Source organism: Phenylobacterium sp., from assembly GCF_030693805.1.
In the GTDB taxonomy this organism is placed as follows: domain Bacteria; phylum Pseudomonadota; class Alphaproteobacteria; order Caulobacterales; family Caulobacteraceae; genus Phenylobacterium.
On the sequence record NZ_JAUXZW010000015.1, the window covers coordinates 1 to 14,965 of the forward strand.

Annotated in this window: 18 protein-coding genes; 5 read left to right on the forward strand and 13 right to left on the reverse strand. The window is 68.0% G+C overall.

All coding sequences use genetic code 11. The features are described from left to right. On the reverse strand, positions 1-2,111 hold a 2,111-nt coding region (dnaE, locus tag Q8M88_RS00875; RefSeq protein ID WP_305594165.1), incomplete at its 3' end, for a DNA polymerase III subunit alpha. Between the two features lie 12 nt (positions 2,112-2,123). Continuing rightward, complete coding sequence (gene sidA, locus Q8M88_RS17640; RefSeq protein ID WP_371132603.1) at positions 2,124-2,219, reverse strand: cell division inhibitor SidA; 96 nt, start codon at positions 2,217-2,219, stop codon at positions 2,124-2,126. 153 nt (positions 2,220-2,372) lie between these two features. Between sidA and Q8M88_RS00880 the strand changes: the two genes are divergently transcribed. Together Q8M88_RS00880 and Q8M88_RS00885 are read left to right on the forward strand one after the other, a co-directional pair. Continuing rightward, a complete protein-coding gene (locus tag Q8M88_RS00880; protein ID WP_305594134.1) occupies positions 2,373-2,948 on the forward strand; it encodes a surface-adhesin E family protein in 576 nt (191 codons plus the stop codon). After that, positions 2,945-3,460: a surface-adhesin E family protein gene (locus Q8M88_RS00885; protein ID WP_305594136.1), complete on the forward strand. Its 516-nt coding sequence runs from the start codon at positions 2,945-2,947 to the stop codon at positions 3,458-3,460. Before Q8M88_RS00880 ends, Q8M88_RS00885 begins: the two co-directional genes overlap by 4 nt. 3 nt (positions 3,461-3,463) lie before the next feature. On the opposite strand, the gene Q8M88_RS00890 is transcribed toward Q8M88_RS00885, so the two are convergent. The 7 genes from Q8M88_RS00890 to rpmF form a co-directional block, all read right to left on the reverse strand. Continuing rightward, positions 3,464-4,150 carry an ABC transporter ATP-binding protein gene (locus tag Q8M88_RS00890; RefSeq protein WP_305594138.1) on the reverse strand — a complete coding sequence of 229 codons (687 nt, stop codon included), beginning with the start codon at positions 4,148-4,150 and terminating at the stop codon, positions 3,464-3,466. Beyond that, entirely contained in the window at positions 4,143-5,426 is a 1,284-nt protein-coding gene (locus Q8M88_RS00895; RefSeq protein WP_305594140.1) for a lipoprotein-releasing ABC transporter permease subunit, read from the reverse strand. The genes Q8M88_RS00890 and Q8M88_RS00895 overlap by 8 nt, the downstream gene beginning before the upstream one ends. Continuing rightward, complete coding sequence (gene proS, locus Q8M88_RS00900) at positions 5,423-6,742, reverse strand: proline--tRNA ligase (protein WP_305594142.1); 1,320 nt, start codon at positions 6,740-6,742, stop codon at positions 5,423-5,425. The genes Q8M88_RS00895 and proS overlap by 4 nt, the downstream gene beginning before the upstream one ends. Before the next feature lie 97 nt (positions 6,743-6,839). Beyond that, entirely contained in the window at positions 6,840-7,100 is a 261-nt protein-coding gene (locus Q8M88_RS00905) for a DUF1467 family protein (RefSeq protein ID WP_305594144.1), read from the reverse strand. Next, a complete protein-coding gene (gene mce, locus Q8M88_RS00910) occupies positions 7,100-7,522 on the reverse strand; it encodes a methylmalonyl-CoA epimerase (protein WP_305594146.1) in 423 nt (140 codons plus the stop codon). Before mce ends, Q8M88_RS00905 begins: the two co-directional genes overlap by 1 nt. A gap of 81 nt (positions 7,523-7,603) precedes the next feature. Continuing rightward, the gene (eno, locus tag Q8M88_RS00915; protein ID WP_305594148.1) at positions 7,604-8,884 is read right to left on the reverse strand and encodes a phosphopyruvate hydratase; all 1,281 of its coding nucleotides are present in this window, start codon (positions 8,882-8,884) and stop codon (positions 7,604-7,606) included. 219 nt (positions 8,885-9,103) lie between these two features. Then, positions 9,104-9,286 (reverse strand): 50S ribosomal protein L32, encoded by a 183-nt coding sequence (gene rpmF / locus Q8M88_RS00920; protein ID WP_305594150.1) that lies wholly within the window; start codon positions 9,284-9,286, stop codon positions 9,104-9,106. A 221-nt stretch (positions 9,287-9,507) separates the two neighbouring features. On the opposite strand from rpmF, the gene Q8M88_RS00925 reads away from it, so the two are divergent. Both Q8M88_RS00925 and Q8M88_RS00930 read left to right on the forward strand, forming a co-directional pair. After that, complete coding sequence (locus Q8M88_RS00925) at positions 9,508-9,852, forward strand: hypothetical protein (RefSeq protein WP_305594152.1); 345 nt, start codon at positions 9,508-9,510, stop codon at positions 9,850-9,852. A 5-nt stretch (positions 9,853-9,857) separates the two neighbouring features. After that, positions 9,858-10,709, forward strand: coding sequence for an O-antigen ligase family protein (locus tag Q8M88_RS00930; protein WP_305594154.1), 852 nt, complete (start codon positions 9,858-9,860; stop codon positions 10,707-10,709). On the opposite strand, the gene Q8M88_RS00935 is transcribed toward Q8M88_RS00930, so the two are convergent. Next, on the reverse strand, positions 10,660-11,322 hold the full coding sequence (locus tag Q8M88_RS00935; RefSeq protein WP_305594156.1) for a hypothetical protein: 663 nt from the start codon (positions 11,320-11,322) through the stop codon (positions 10,660-10,662). The two genes, Q8M88_RS00930 and Q8M88_RS00935, sit on opposite strands and share 50 nt — an antisense overlap. 63 nt (positions 11,323-11,385) lie before the next feature. On the opposite strand from Q8M88_RS00935, the gene Q8M88_RS00940 reads away from it, so the two are divergent. Further along, positions 11,386-12,321: a glycosyltransferase family 9 protein gene (locus tag Q8M88_RS00940; RefSeq protein ID WP_305594158.1), complete on the forward strand. Its 936-nt coding sequence runs from the start codon at positions 11,386-11,388 to the stop codon at positions 12,319-12,321. A gap of 164 nt (positions 12,322-12,485) precedes the next feature. Here the strand turns inward: Q8M88_RS00940 and Q8M88_RS00945 are convergent, their stop codons facing one another. The 3 genes from Q8M88_RS00945 to Q8M88_RS00955 all read right to left on the reverse strand — a co-directional run. Next, positions 12,486-12,674 carry a hypothetical protein gene (locus tag Q8M88_RS00945; protein ID WP_305594159.1) on the reverse strand — a complete coding sequence of 63 codons (189 nt, stop codon included), beginning with the start codon at positions 12,672-12,674 and terminating at the stop codon, positions 12,486-12,488. Positions 12,675-12,795: 121 nt separating this feature from the next. Continuing rightward, positions 12,796-13,524: an NYN domain-containing protein gene (locus tag Q8M88_RS00950; protein WP_305594161.1), complete on the reverse strand. Its 729-nt coding sequence runs from the start codon at positions 13,522-13,524 to the stop codon at positions 12,796-12,798. 32 nt (positions 13,525-13,556) lie between these two features. Further along, positions 13,557-14,965: CTP synthase (locus Q8M88_RS00955; protein WP_305594163.1), on the reverse strand; the 1,409-nt coding region annotated here is incomplete at its 5' end.

The window sequence follows — 14,965 nt, forward strand, 5'->3', positions numbered from 1 at the left end:
AGCAGGTCGGCTTCCCCCAGCGAATAGCCCGCCAGGATCTGGGCGATCTGCATCACCTGTTCCTGGTAGACGATGATGCCGTAGGTCTCGCGCAGCACCGGCTCCAGGCTTGGGTGCAGGGTGTCGATCGGCTTGCGGCCGAACTTGCAGTCGACGAAGGCCGGGATGTTGTCCATCGGGCCCGGCCGATACAGGGCGCCGATGGCGGTGACGTCCTCGATCGAACCCGGCCGAAGCTGGCGCAGGGTGTCGCGCATCCCCTGCCCTTCAAGCTGGAAGACGCCGACGGTGTGGGCGTTGCTCATCAGCTCGTAGGTCTTGGGATCGTCCAGCGGCAGGGTCGCCATGTCGACCTCGGCGCCGCGCTTGGCCAGGTGCTTTAGCGCCCGGTCGATCACCGTGAGGGTCTTCAAACCCAGGAAGTCGAACTTCACCAGGCCGGCGCTCTCCACCCATTTCATGTTGAACTGAGTGGCCGGCAGTTCGGAGCGTGGATCGCGGTAGAGCGGCGTCAGCTCGATCAGCGGGCGGTCGCCGATCACCACCCCGGCGGCGTGGGTGGAGGCGTTGCGATAGAGGCCTTCGAGCTGCAGGGCGACGTCGAGAAGTTGGGCGACCGCCTCGTCCTCCTCCTTGGCTTGCCGCAGCCGGGGCTCCATGGCGATCGCCTGGGTGAGCGTCACCGGATTGGCCGGATTGTTCGGCACCATCTTGGCGAGCCGATCGACCTGGCCCAGTGAGAGCTGCAGCACGCGGCCCACGTCGCGCAGAGCCGCGCGCGGCTGCAAGGTGCCGAAGGTGATGATCTGCGCCACCCGGTCGCGCCCGTAGCGCTGCTGGACGTAGGCGATGACCTCCTCGCGCCGCTCCTGGCAGAAGTCGATGTCGAAGTCGGGCATCGACACCCGCTCGGGGTTCAGGAACCGCTCGAACAGCAGGCCGTAGCGCAAGGGATCGAGGTCGGTGATGGTTAGCGACCAGGCGACCAGCGAGCCGGCGCCCGAACCCCGCCCCGGCCCCACGGGGATGCCGCGGGCCTTGGCCCACTTGATGAAGTCCGAGACGATCAGGAAGTAGCCCGGAAAGCCCATCTGGCTGATCACGCCGATCTCGCGCTCGAGCCGGGCGTTGTAGTCCTCCACCGTGGCCGAGGTCGCCTGGCCGGCCGCCATCCGCGCCTTCAGGCCCTCGCGCGCCTGGTGCGCCATCTCCTCCTCCTCCGACCGGCCCCCTTCGGTGGGGAAGCGCGGCAGGATCGGATCGCGCTTGCCGACCATGAAGGCGCAGCGTCGGGCGATATCGAGGGTGTTGTCGCAGGCTTCCGGCAGGTCCGCGAACAAGGCGCGCATGTCGGCCGCCGGCTTGAACCAGTGTTCGGCGCTGACCCGGCGGCGCTCGTCCTGGCCGACGAACGCCCCGTCGGCGATGCACAGCAACGCATCGTGGGCCTGATGCAGCGCCGCCTTGGGGAAATAGACGTCGTTTGTGGCGACGAGGGCCACGTCCTCCTCATAAGCGAAGGCGACGAGTTGCGGCTCCGCGTCGGCCTCCGCCGCCAGACCATGTCGCTGCAGCTCCACATAGAAGCGGTCCTCGAACACCCTCTTCATTTCGGCCAGGGCAGTGCGAGCCTCGGCGACCTTGCCGACCGAGAACAGCGGATCGATCGGACCGTCCGGTCCGCCGGACAACAGGATCAGGCCTTCGGCATGCTCACAGACCCTAGCCCAGGGAACCGCCGGCTCCTCATTGGGCTCCACGTCCAGATAGGCCGCCGACGACAGGGCCGAGAGGTTGAGGTAGCCCGCCTCGCTCTGCGCCAGCAGCACGATGGTGGGGGTCTTCGCCCAGCGATCGGAACGGCCGCCGCCGATGCCGGTGACCGGCAGGGCGCAGCCCACGATCGGCTGGACGCCCTCGCCTTTGGTGGCGACCGAGAATTCAAGGGCGCCGAACAGGTTGGCGCGGTCTGTCAGCGCCACCGCCGGCATCTGCGCCGCCGCGGCGAGCTTGCCCAAGGCGTCGGCCTTGATCGCACCTTCGAGGAGCGAATAGGCCGAGCGCGCGCGCAGATGGACGAACCCCTCGTCGTCGCCGCTCGCTTCCGCCATGCGCATGCCCCGTCATCCGACCAGGCTGGCAACCTGGCACATGCCCCAGACAAAGCCTGCGACGGATACGAAAGCCAGCGATTCGCGAGCCAGACGCGCCATGTGCATTGATCCTCTTGTGCATGCTTCTATTTGTTCGTGCTTCGTTCTTATTCTCCTTTTGTTCTCACAGTCAAGCCGCTACCGTGGTTGGAGCTGGCGGCGTTCTTGCAACCGGGGGGCGCAGGAGCCGGCGATACGCCGATAGTCGGAGGGATCGACATGAGTAAGCGTGCCATTTTGATCGCATCGTTGATGCTTGCGCTGAGCGCACCGGCCTCCGCAGCCGACAAGGGCATGGGGAAGCCCCCGGCCCCCAAGGCTGTGGACGAGAAGGGCGTGAACGCCTGGGTCGAACGCTACATCGATGACGAGGGCTACGGCGTTTCGGCCTTCGACCCGGACTCGGTCGCGCTGGTCGAGCTGGACTCGATCAAGACCATGAAGGACGGAACGCTGCGCTTCTGGTCCAAGACGGAATACTTCAAGCCGACCAAGCTCGGCGAAGTCGACGGCATACGCTCCTACAAGCTGCTGACGGCGCTGGATTGCGACAAGGAGCGCATCCAGTCGCTGGCCATCGACTACTATGGGGAAAACTCCCTGCAGGGCGAGCAGCTCAGTTCCATCGAAGGCGACGAGAGCTGGACCTATCTGCGCCCCGGCAGCTGGGACGAGTATGTGGCCGCGGACGTGTGCGCCTACGTGATTGAGCTCGCCAAGACCAAGGCGGCCGGCAGCGCAAAGCTGAAGGGCGTCGAATCCGAGGCCAAGGCCTGGGTCGGGAGCGTCAAGTGAACCGCGCGCGCACCGTTCTGGGCGCGCTCGCCGGATCGCTGCTGCTGACGGCGGGCGGGGCGACTGCAGCCGAAGGGTCGCCAGCGCCCAGAGCCAAGTCGAGCCTCTCCGAGGTCAGGGCCTGGATGGACGACCGCGTGACGGGCGATGAGTACTACACCTTGATCGGCTGGACCGGCGAAGGCGTCTACCTGGTCAGCCTCAAGGAGGCGCGGGTCATGAACGACGGCCTGGTGCGCTTCTGGTCGAGGATCGAGAACTTCAAGCCGAGGCCCGCCCCGAGCGGCGGGGCCTCGCTCTCGTCGAACACCTACAACGAGGCCGACTGCACGCGGCGCCGGTACCACATGGTCTCCAAGGACTTCTTCGCAGAAGGCAACCTGCAGGGCGACGCCCTGGAGCGCTGGGATCTGGATTCAGGCTGGTACGACGTGACGCCGAAGTCCATGGGCGCGCTGATGCTTGAAGAGGTCTGCGCGGAGATCTCGGCCCGGGGCGCCCCCGCCTCCTAGCCTTCAACCCGGGTAGGGCTCCAGGTGACCGTCGCGCAGGGCCAGCACGCGGTCCATGTGGCGGGCGAGCTCGAGATTGTGCGTGGCGACGACAGCGGCGACACCCTCGCGGCGCGCCAGCTGGTGCAGGCTCTCGAACACCGCCAGGGATGTGGCTGGATCGAGGTTGCCGGTCGGCTCGTCGGCCAGCAGCAGGCGAGGCGCATTGGCCAGCGCGCGGGCGACGGCGACGCGCTGCTGCTCCCCGCCCGACAGTTGCCCCGGCTGGTGGCGCACCCGTTCGGCGAGCCCCAGGTCGGCCAGAAGTGTCTGGGCGCGCGTCCGCGCCGCCGCCCTCGTCCGCCCGGCGATCATCTGCGGCAGGGCGACGTTGTCCAGCGCCGAGAACTCCGGCAGCAGATGGTGGAACTGGTAGACGAAGCCGATGGTCGCCAGCCGCACCCGCGTGCGCGCAGCCTCGCTGAGGTTGGAGCAGTCCACGCCCTCGATGACGATCGCGCCGGCGTCCGGATGCTCCAGCAGACCTGCGGCGTGCAGCAGAGAGGACTTGCCCGACCCGGACGGTCCGATCAGGCCGACGATCTCGCCTGGCGAGACGTCCAGGTCGACGCCGCGCAACACGCGCAGCGGTCCGGCGCCGGTGACATAGGTGCGCTCCAGCCCGCGGATCGACAGCACCGGGCTACTCATAGCGAAGCGCCTCCACGGGATCGATGCGCGAGGCCCGCCACGACGGCGGCAGGGTGGCCAGGAACGACAGCGCCAGGGCCCAACCGACGATGATCGCCACCTCGCTCCAGTCCACCTTGGCCGGCACGTGGCTGAGGAAATAGACGTCGGAGCTGAACACCTCCGCGCCCGTCGCCCACTCCACGAAATGCTGGATCGGCCCGATGAAGATGCAGAACAGCACCCCGATGGCGAGGCCCGCGATGGTGCCCAGCACGCCGACCGACGCGCCGGCCATGAAGAAGATGCGCAGGATCGACCCCTGCCCGGCCCCCATGGTGCGCAGGATGGCGATGTCGCGGCTCTTGTTCTTCACCAGCATCACCAGGCCCGAGATGATGTTCATCGCCGCGATCGCCACCAGCATCATCAGGATCAGGCGCATCACGTTGCGCTCGACCTTCAGCGCGCCCCAGAAGGCGGCGTTCTTCTCGGTCCAGTCGGTGACCACGGTGGCGGGCCCGGCGGCGCGCGCCACTTCGTCCTTCATCTCCAACGCCTTGTCCGGGTTGGCGACCTTGATCTCGATGAAGTCGACCATCCCCTCACGGCCGAAGAACAGCTGCGCCTGCTCGAGCGGCATGTAGATGAAGATCTGGTCGTACTCGCTCATGCCGACGCTGAAGGTCGCGGCGACCGTGTAGGTCTTGCGCTGCGGCGTCGCTCCGAACGCGGTCGCCCCGCCGGTAGGTGAGATCAGGGTGAGGGAATCGCCCGCCCGCACGCCCAGGGATTGGGCCAGCCGCGCGCCGACCACGATCTCGTCGCCGCCGTATTCGCCGACACCGAACCCCTGCAGCGAACCGCCGGTCAGGCTGCCGGAGATGATCTTGGTGGCGGCGAGGTCGCGCGGGCTGACGCCGCGAACCACGGCGCCGCTGATCTGCGCCGGCCCGAGCGCCATGGCCTGGGCCTCGATGACGGGCGTCACCTGGACCACGCCCGGCAGGTCCGCGAGCCGACGCACGACGCCGTCTCGCTCCGGTGTCGCGAGCGCCCCGCCGGCGACGTACAGATGCCCATTGAACCCCAGGATTCTATTCAGCAACTCGGTGCGAAAGCCGTTCATCACCGACATCACGATGATCAGCACGGCGACCGCCAGCATGATGCCGATGAACGAGATGATCGAGATCATCGCCACCCCGCCCTCCTTGCGCTTGGCGCGCAGGTAGCGGGCGGCGACGGAGCGTTCCCATTCACCGAACGGCGGCGCGCGGCCGCCAGTATCGCTCACGCGCTGATCGCCTTGATCGCCGCGTCCAATGCCAAGGATTGGCGCTCGCCGGTGGCGCGGCGCTTGATCTCGACCACGCCCTCGGCGACCCCCTTAGGTCCGACAACCAGCTGCCAGGGGATGCCGACCAGATCCATGGCCGCGAACTTCGCGCCTGGACGGTCGGGGCCGTCGTCCAGCAACGGCTCCTTGCCCGCGGCGGCGAGCGCCGCATAGGCCTGCTCGCACACCGCGTCGACCGCGGCGTCGCCGGGCCGCAGGTTGATGATCGCCACGCCGAACGGGGCGACCGAGTCCGGCCAGATGATGCCCGCGTCATCGTGGCTCGCCTCGATGATCGCGCCCGCCAGACGTGACACGCCGACGCCGTAGGATCCGCCGTGGATCGGCCGGTCGACGCCATCCGGTCCCGTCACATTGGCCTTCATCGGCTTGGAGTACTTCTCGCCGAAGTAAAAGATATGGCCGACCTCGATGCCCCGCGCCGACAACTGCTTGTCTGTCGGCACTTCCCTGCCGAATCGCTCGGCGTCATGCATCTCGTCTGTCGCTGCGTAGAGATTGGCGCGCTTGTCGACCAACGGCTGCAGGTCTCCGTCCCAGTCCACGTCCGGCCCTGGCGCGCCCATCTCCACCAGGTCGGCATGGCAGAACACCTGGCTCTCGCCGGTGTCCGCCAGGATGATGAACTCGTGGGACAGGTCGCCGCCGATCGGACCCGGATCGGCCTTCATCGGCACCGCCTTCAACCCCATCCGCGCATAGGTGTTGAGATAGGCGATGAACATGCGGTTGTACGACTTCCGCGCCGTCGCTTCGTCTAGGTCGAACGAATAGGCGTCCTTCATCAGGAATTCGCGCCCGCGCATGACGCCGAACCGCGGGCGTCGCTCGTCGCGGAACTTCCACTGGATGTTGTAGAGGTTCTTCGGCAGGTCCTTGTAGCTCTTCACATAGGCGCGGAAGATCTCGGTGATCACCTCCTCCGCCGTGGGCCCGTAAAGCAAGTCGCGCTTGTGGCGGTCGGTGATGCGCAGCATCTCGTCGCCGTAGTCGTCGTAGCGGCCGCTCTCGCGCCACAGGTCGGCGAGCTGCAGGGTCGGCATCAGCACCTCGATGGCGCCGGCGCGGTCCATCTCCTCGCGCACGATCTGCTCGATCTTCTTCAAAACCCGCAGGCCCAGCGGCAGCCAGGCGTAGATGCCGGCCGCCTCCTGCCGGATCATGCCGGCGCGCAGCATCAACTGATGGGAGACGATCTGGGCGTCGGCCGGGGCCTCGCGCAGCGTCGGCATGAAGTAACGCGATAGGCGCATGCGGGCGGGCTTTCCGGCGTTGGACGTTGCGGCGGTGATACCCTTGCCGGCGAAGGCATTGCAACGCGCAGGCGCGAAAGAACCTGCGGCCAGGCTTCTACAGGCCCGACGGCAGCCGCGGCAGGTGGATGATCTGCAGCTTCAGGACCAGCCAGAAGACGCCGAACACCACGGCTGAGATCCAGGTGGTGGTGAAGAACTTGCGCTTCAGCTTCGGGTCGACCGGCGCACCGGGATCGCCGCCGTCGCCTTTGTCGACGCCCGCCTCGGCGTGGCTGATCGTCCCCAGCGGCAGCACCGCGAACAGCACCGTCCACCAGATGGTCAGATAGATCGCGACGCCGGTGAACCACGACATCAGTGGGCCTCTTGCGGCGTGGCCATCAGCTCGACGAGCACGCCGCCCATATCCTTGGGGTGAACGAAGATCACCGGCACGCCGTGGGCGCCGATCCGCGGTTCGCCGGTCCCCAGCACCGTCGCGCCCTTGGCGCGCATGGCGTCTCGGGCGGCGAGGATGTCCTCGACCTCGAAGCACACGTGGTGCTGACCGCCCTTGGGGTTCTTGGCCAGGAAACCGTGGATCGGCGAGTCCGCGCCGTGGGGCTCGATCAGTTCGATCTGGCTGTTCGGCAGGTTGACGAAGCACACCCACACGCCCTGCTCTGGCAGGGCGAACTTGTCGGTGATCGAAGTGGCGCCCAGCACATCGCGGTACATGCGCACAGAGTCGTCGATGGAAGGCGTGGCGACGCCCACGTGGTTCAGCTTGCCGATCATGCCTTCAACCTCGCCGTTCGAAACTCGGCCGAGCTATAGCCCAATTGCGGGCCGGACGGCGAGCCGCCTCGATGCAGCGACTTAGCCGCGCTTCAACGCCGAGCGGCCCGCATAGCGCGCCTGATCGCCAAGCTGCTCCTCGATGCGCAGAAGCTGGTTGTACTTGGCCGTGCGGTCGGAACGGGCGAGCGAGCCGGTCTTGATCTGCCCGCAGTTGGTTGCGACCGCGAGGTCGGCGATGGTCGAGTCCTCGGTTTCGCCCGAGCGGTGGCTCATCACCGCGGTGTAGCCGGCGCGGTGCGCCATCTCGACAGCTTCCAGCGTCTCCGAGAGCGTGCCGATCTGGTTGACCTTCACCAGGATGGAGTTGGCGAGGCCCCGCTCGATCCCCATCGACAGGCGCTCAGGGTTCGTGACGAACAAGTCGTCGCCGACCAACTGCACCTTCGCGCCCAGCCGCTCCGTCAGCAGCTTCCAGCCATCGAAATCGTCCTCGCCGCAGCCGTCCTCGATGCTGGCGATCGGAAACTTGCTCACCAGATCGGCCAGGTAGTCGACCATCCCCGCCGGATCGAGGGTCTTGCCCTCGCCTTCCAGCACGTACTTGCCGCCCTTGAAGAACTCGGTGGAGGCGACGTCGAGGCCCAGGAGGAAGTCCTCCCCGGCCCGGTAGCCTGCGCCCTCGCCAGCCTTGACGATGAACGCAAGCGCAGCTTCTGCGCTCGCCAGGTTGGGGGCGAAGCCGCCCTCGTCGCCGACGTTGGTGTTGTGGCCCGCGTCCTTCAGCGCCTTCTTCAGCGCGTGGAAGATCTCCGCGCCCATGCGCAGACCCTCGGCGAAGGTCTCCGCGCCGGTCGGCAGGATCATGAACTCTTGGATATCGATCGGGTTGTCGGCGTGGGCGCCGCCATTGATGATGTTCATCATCGGGGTCGGCAGCACGCGCGCATGCACGCCGCCCACGTACTTATAGAGCGGCAGGTTGGCGCTGAGCGCCGCGGCCTTGGCGGTGGCGAGGCTGACGCCCAAGATCGCGTTTGCGCCCAGCCGACCCTTGTTGGGCGTGCCGTCCAGATCCATCAGCAGACGGTCGATGCGCGCCTGGTCCTCGGCGTCGGAGCCGGACAAAGCGTCGTAGATCTCGCCGTTGACCGCATCGACGGCCTCCAGAACGCCCTTGCCGAGGTAGCGCTTGGGGTCGCCGTCGCGCCGCTCGACGGCTTCGTGCGCGCCGGTGGAGGCGCCCGACGGCACCGCGGCGCGGCCCAACGAGCCGTCTTCCAGCACCACGTCCACCTCGACCGTCGGGTTGCCGCGGCTGTCCAGGATTTCGCGGGCGATGATGTCGACAATCTCGGTCATTGAGGAAGGTCCTGTCGGGCAAGCAGGTGGCGGGCGAGCGAGGGCTTTAGCCCGCCCGATGCGGCCTTCGCAACACGCAGGCGCGCCCGGCGCACGAAAGTGCAGCGCGCACCAGCGTTCGGCTCGTGCACGACGAAAGCCGGCCGCGGGGGCGACCGGCTTCTCGGGTCGGATCAGAAGTCGGGGGATCCGGCGCGCGCAGGCGCCGGAACGCAGGCCCTAGTCTTCCTTGGGCGTCAGGACCTGGCGGCCCTTATACATGCCGGTCTTCAGGTCGACGTGGTGGGGCCGCTTCAGCTCGCCCGTTTCCTTGTCTTCGACGAAGGCATTGGGGCCGAGCGCGTGGTGCGAGCGACGCATGTTGCGCCGCGAGGGCGAAGTTTTTCTCTTGGGGACGGCCATGGGAGAATCTCTCAGGCGTGAAAACAAGGACGGCGGCCAACGGGGCCGCCGACGTGAGCGCGGGTGTATGCATGAAACCCCGCGTCGATTCAAGCGCGGCTGAAACGCCCCATCCTGGCGCCGCGTCTTCTGGACAGCGCCGGGGTCGGCTGGACAGCGCCGGGGTCGGCCCTATCATCCCGCCCGTGCCCGAACAGATCAAGACAGAGTCCCTCGCGAGCGTGGCGCAAGCTGAGTTGGACGCGCCCGCGATCGGTCCCGGCCTGTCGCGGTGGTGCGGCCGGGTGCTCATAGGGTTCGGCTGCCTCCTGCCGCTGCTAGCCTGGCTGTCTCCCCTGGGGTTCGCGCCGACGCTCGCCTTCACGGGCCTGCTGAGCCTGCCTGCCCTGCGTGCGCGCCGCGCTGACAGGCCGGTCGTGGTGGTTGTGCTGGCGGGGCTGGTCTGGTTCTCGGCCTCGATCCTGTGGAGTCCGTTCCGTCCCGACGAACTGGAGGACGCCACGGCTCTGAAAGTGCTGGCCGCCGTGCCGCTGTTCGCCGGCGCCATCTGCGCCGCGCGCTGCTGATCGCCGTGATCGGGCTGACCGCCTACGGGGTGCTGTTGACCATCGAAGGCCTCAGCGGCGCCGCTATCTACCAATGGATCCGCGCCGCGACCGGTGAACCGATTCGCCCCGACCTCGCCGCCCGCAACGTGGCGCGCGGCGCCTTCGTGCTTTCCGTGCTCGCCGCGCCGGTCGCCGCAGCGGGATGGCGACTGGGCCTGGGCTTCGGACCAGCGCTGGCGATGGCCGCCGGGATCATCGCCGCGGAGCTCGGGTTCGATTCGGACGCGCCGGTGCTGGCGCTGCTGTCGGCGTCGGCCGCCGCAGGCGTCTTCGCCCTGGCGCCCAGGCTGGCGCCCAGGCTGATGGGCTTGGCGGCGCTCGTCGTGGTGCTGGCGGCGCCCGGCGTCATCTGGGGCCTGCAGGCCGCTGGCCTCTACGACGGCCTGATGCAGGCGGCCCCGCTCTCCTGGGCCGAACGCATGGGCTACTGGAGCCATGCCGCGGCTCGCATCGCCGCTCACCCGTTGATTGGCTGGGGCCTCGACGCCAGCCGCACCATGAGCCCCGACATCATCCTGCATCCGCACAATGGGCCGTTGCAGCTATGGCTGGAGCTGGGCGTCGTCGGGGCCGCGCTCGCCGCGGCGCTCTGGGCCATGCTGTTCCGCAAGGCTTCCCGCGACAAAGCCGATCTCTCCGGAGCGGCGATGGCAGGGGCTGCGGCGGCCTATTTCAGCATCGCCGCGGTAGGCTTCGGCGTCTGGCAGGACTGGTGGCTGGCGCTGGGCGTCGCAGCCTGCGTCCTGTGCACGGCGCTGGACCGCCTCAGTCCCTCGGCGTCCGCAACACCACGCAGCTCACCAGATACGGATTGAACAGCCAGTAGAGCCTGCCCATCGAGCGCTTCCATTTGGCCCAGCCGAGGAACGGGAACGGCAGGCGAAACAGCGGGCGCAGCAGCAACCACGGCCGCGCGCGCACCTGGTCGCGGTAGGAGCCGGTCGCCAGCTCCTCGGCCAGCAACACCTCGCAGCCGGAAAACAGCGCCGCCATCTCCTGGGGCGTCGGCCTGAACATCGTGTCGATCGGGTCGCGATGATGCGGATAGCTGCGCGGCCCGGTGACCACCAGGATGCCGCCGGGCGCCACCAGCGCCTGGGCTCGCCTCGCCAGGTCGGCCGGGTCGACCACATGCTCCAGGATGTTGCAGAGCGTGAGCGCGCGTGCACCGACCGCCTTAGCCCGCGCCAGGCCCTCGTCGGACAGGATGTCGGCGGCGATGTCGACTCCGTCGCCCTCTTTGAGGTCAAGATGCACGACGCGCACGCCGCGCGCCTCCAGCGGCGCCACGATCTCCTCATGGATCCAAGGCTGGATCTCAGTACGGAAGGTTCGTGTCGAGGCGCCGACGTTGAGCAGCGGGCTCAGCGCTTCGGCGTCGAAGGCGGACAGCGCCGCGCCAACCCAGGCGGCCTCGGTCGGAAACATCTGTGAGGCGCGTGTCCGTCAGGTGCTAAGGGGAGCGTCGCGGTAACACGAATCGGCGGGCCGGTGGAGCGCATCCTGGTCATCAAGCTTTCGGCGCTGGGCGACTTCGTCCAGGCCACCGGCTGCATGAAGGCGATCCGAGCGGCGCATCCGCAAGCCCATCTCGTCCTGCTGACGACGACGCCCTACGCCGACCTCGGCCGGGCCTGCGGCTGGTTCGACGAGGTGTGGAGCGACGGGCGGCCGGCGTGGCGCAACGTCGGCGCGGTGGCCAGGCTGATCACCCGCATGCGGCGCGCGCGCTTCTCCCGCGTCTACGACCTCCAGACCCAGGGCCGCACCAATCGCTACTTCCAACTGCTGTGGCCCAATCGCCCCGCCTGGTCTGGCGCCGCCCGCGGCGCGGCGTTCGAGGACAAGGCGCCGGGGCGTGATCGGCTGCACCTGCAGGACCTGCAGCGGCGCCAACTGGCCGTCGCGGGGATCACCGACACGCCGCCGCCGGATTTGAGTTGGCTGCGGGCGGAGATCGCCGATCTGGGCGTTCCCGACGTCTACGCGCTCCTAGTCCCTGGCGGCGCGGCGCATCGGCCAGCCAAGCGATGGCCGGTCGCGTCATATGCGGCGCTGGCCCGGCGGCTGGTCGAGCGAGGCGTCACGCCGGTGATCCTCGGCCACGGCGAGGAGGAAGCAACCCTCGCCGAACAGATCCGCGCTGCGGCGCCGCGGTCCGTCAGTCTCGTTGGCCGCACCCCCCTGGCCGCGATCGCCGAACTGGCGCGCGGCGCACGCCTGGCGGTCGGCAATGACACCGGCCCCATCCACCTGATCGCCGCCGCGGGCGCGCCTGTCGTGGTGCTGTTCTCCGCCGACAGCGACCCAGCGATGAGCGCGCCGCGCGCCGTGCGTCCCGCACAGAGCGTCGCGGTCTTACGCGAGCCCGACATCACACAGCTCACACTGGAACAGGTCTGGGCCGCTGCGGCGCCGCTCCTCTAGCCCCGCGCGCTGTCCCTCCACTCCCGGCTCATGGTCAGGAAGGTGAAGGACGTCGACCACCCGATCAGGATCAAACCGGCCAGCGGCAGCACGGCGAGGATGAATGCGTAGGTTCCGGCGCCGGCGGCCCCCTGGTTACGCAGCCGCTGCGCCAGCGGCCGCCGTCAGGCGAAGCTGTGGTCGGGGACGATCTCCACCGCGACTCCCAGCAGACGGCGCGGACGATAGCTGTTGTGCTCGCCCTTCAGGAAGTCATGGGCCTCCAGCATCCGTCGCCATTCGGCCGGCGTCAGGCGAAGGGCGAATTCCTGCGGACCACGCTCAAGCGCGCGTTCGGGGATCGGGTACGGCATGCTTGAATCTCCGCGTTGCGCCCCCCCCCCGGGAATTAAGCGGGGGACTGGGCGCAAGTGGGGCGGGATTGTTGGCGGTGTGAGTCAGGATCGTTGCGAGATTGAGACACGCTCCGGCGCCTCAACCCAGCCTTCGGCGCACGCGCACCGGCCGGCCGTCGGGGTGCTGGACCTCGAACTCGCTGAAGTTGCGGATCAGGTCGGAGAGCTTCGCGAAGCCATAGGTGCGCTGGTCAAAGTCTGGATAGGCGTTGCGCAACCGCGTGCCGATCGCGCCCAACTGCGCCCAGCCGTCGCCATCGTCATCCAGGTCCGCGATGGCGGTCTCGATGAGCTGGCGCGCCTCGTTCGGTTTGCGGCCACCGGCCGGCGCCGGGCGCGGCTCCGCCGGTCCCGCCTGCGCCGTGGCCACCAGGTTCTCGGTGTAGATGAACCGCGTGCATGCCTGACGGAAGCTCTCCGGCGTCTTGTGCTCGCCGAACCCGAACACGGTGACGCCCTGCTCACGGATGCGCGAGGCAAGCCGCGTAAAGTCGCTGTCCGACGAGACCAGACAGAAGCCGTCGAAGCGGCCGGAGTGCAGCAGGTCCATGGCGTCGATCACCAGGGCGATGTCGCCGGAATTCTTTCCCTTGGTGTTGGCGAAGTTCTGCTGCGGCTGGATGGCGAAGCGCGCCAGCACGTCGATCCAGGATCGCAACTGCACGCTGGCGAAGTCGCCGTAGATCCGCCGCGCGGTCGCCTCGCCGATGGCGGCGATCTCGGTGAACAAGCCCTCGGTGATGCGGGCAGAGGCGTTCTCGGCGTCGATCAATACCGCCAGCCTGGGCGTGCGGGTTTCATTCGGCATGCTCAAATCTCCGCCGGTTCGTGTGGGTCGCGTCACACTAGGCGACTGCGTTCCTTCGCGGCGCCGATGAAGCTGGCGAACAGCGGGTGTGGGTCGAACGGGCGGCTCTTCAGCTCGGGGTGGAACTGCACGCCGACGAACCAGGGGTGGTCCTCGCGCTCGCAAAGCTCCGGCAGCAGACCGTCCGGCGACAGGCCGGTGAACCGCAGGCCGGTCCGCTCGATCGCATCGCGATAGCCGATGTTCACCTCGTAGCGATGGCGATGCCGCTCGCTGATCAGGTTCGATCCGTAGATCTCGGAGACGCGCGAGCCTTCGATCAGCACCGCGTCATAGGCGCCGCAGCGCATGGTGCCGCCGAGGTTGTCGCCGGAACCTCGGACTTCGCGTTCGTTGCCGCGCGTCCATTCTGTCATCAGGCCGACGATCGGCTCGGACGTCGGCCCGAACTCGGTCGACGAGGCGTTGACCAGGCCCGCCAGGTTCCGCGCCGCCTCGATCATCGCCATCTGCATGCCGAAGCAGATGCCGAAGTAGGGGATCCGATGTTCGCGGGCGAAGCGCACCGCCTGAATCATGCCTTCGGAGCCACGCTCGCCGAAGGCGCCAGGCACCAGCACGCCATGGACACCGATCAGCCGCTCGGAGATCAGACCCTCGTCGCCGCCCTCGAACGCCTCGCCCTCGATCCAGTCCATGCGCACGCGCACGTTCTGGGCCACGCCACCGTGGATAAGCGCCTCGATCAGCGACTTGTAGGCGTCGTTCAGGCCCGTGTACTTGCCGACCACGGCGATGTTGACCTCGCCGTCCGGGTTGGTCAGCCGATCGGAGATCGCCTGCCAGCGCGTCAGGTCGGGCGCCGGCGCATGCTCGGTCATGCCGAACACGTCCAACACTTCACGGTCCAGGCCCTGGTCATGGTAGTCGAGCGGCACGGTGTAGATGTTGGCGCTGTCCAACGCCTGGATCACTGCGCTCTCGCGGACATTGCAGAACAGGCCGATCTTGCGCCGCTCGCCCGCCGGGATCGGCAGCTCGCAGCGGCACAGCAGGATGTCGGGCTGGATGCCGATCGATCGCAGCTCCTTCACCGAGTGCTGGGTCGGCTTGGTCTTCATCTCGCCGGCCGTCTTGATGAACGGCAGCAGGGTCAGGTGGATGTAGCAGGCATGTCCGCGCGGCAGCTCCTGGCCCAGCTGGCGGATCGCCTCGAAGAACGGCAGGCCCTCGATGTCGCCGACCGTGCCGCCGATCTCCACCAGCACGAAGTCCACGCCCTCGCCCGGGTCCGACAGCACGAAGCGTTTGATCTCGTCGGTGACGTGCGGGATCACCTGCACCGTCGCGCCCAGATAGTCGCCGCGGCGCTCCTTCTCGAGGATGGTCTTGTAGATCTGGCCGGTGGTGATGTTGTCGCCACGCGTCGCGTTCACGCCGG

Coding starts and splice junctions, on each gene's coding strand:
- Q8M88_RS00880 (WP_305594134.1), top strand. CDS start 2,373: ATGAGTAAGCGTGCCATTTTGATCGCATCGTTGATGCTTGCGCTGAGC.
- eno (WP_305594148.1), bottom strand. CDS start 8,884: ATGACCGAGATTGTCGACATCATCGCCCGCGAAATCCTGGACAGCCGC.
- Q8M88_RS00935 (WP_305594156.1), bottom strand. CDS start 11,322: ATGTTTCCGACCGAGGCCGCCTGGGTTGGCGCGGCGCTGTCCGCCTTC.
- Q8M88_RS00950 (WP_305594161.1), bottom strand. CDS start 13,524: ATGCCGAATGAAACCCGCACGCCCAGGCTGGCGGTATTGATCGACGCC.
- Q8M88_RS00905 (WP_305594144.1), bottom strand. CDS start 7,100: ATGTCGTGGTTCACCGGCGTCGCGATCTATCTGACCATCTGGTGGACG.
- mce (WP_305594146.1), bottom strand. CDS start 7,522: ATGATCGGCAAGCTGAACCACGTGGGCGTCGCCACGCCTTCCATCGAC.
- Q8M88_RS00945 (WP_305594159.1), bottom strand. CDS start 12,674: ATGCCGTACCCGATCCCCGAACGCGCGCTTGAGCGTGGTCCGCAGGAA.
- proS (WP_305594142.1), bottom strand. CDS start 6,742: ATGCGCCTATCGCGTTACTTCATGCCGACGCTGCGCGAGGCCCCGGCC.
- sidA (WP_371132603.1), bottom strand. CDS start 2,219: ATGCACATGGCGCGTCTGGCTCGCGAATCGCTGGCTTTCGTATCCGTC.
- rpmF (WP_305594150.1), bottom strand. CDS start 9,286: ATGGCCGTCCCCAAGAGAAAAACTTCGCCCTCGCGGCGCAACATGCGT.
- Q8M88_RS00890 (WP_305594138.1), bottom strand. CDS start 4,150: ATGAGTAGCCCGGTGCTGTCGATCCGCGGGCTGGAGCGCACCTATGTC.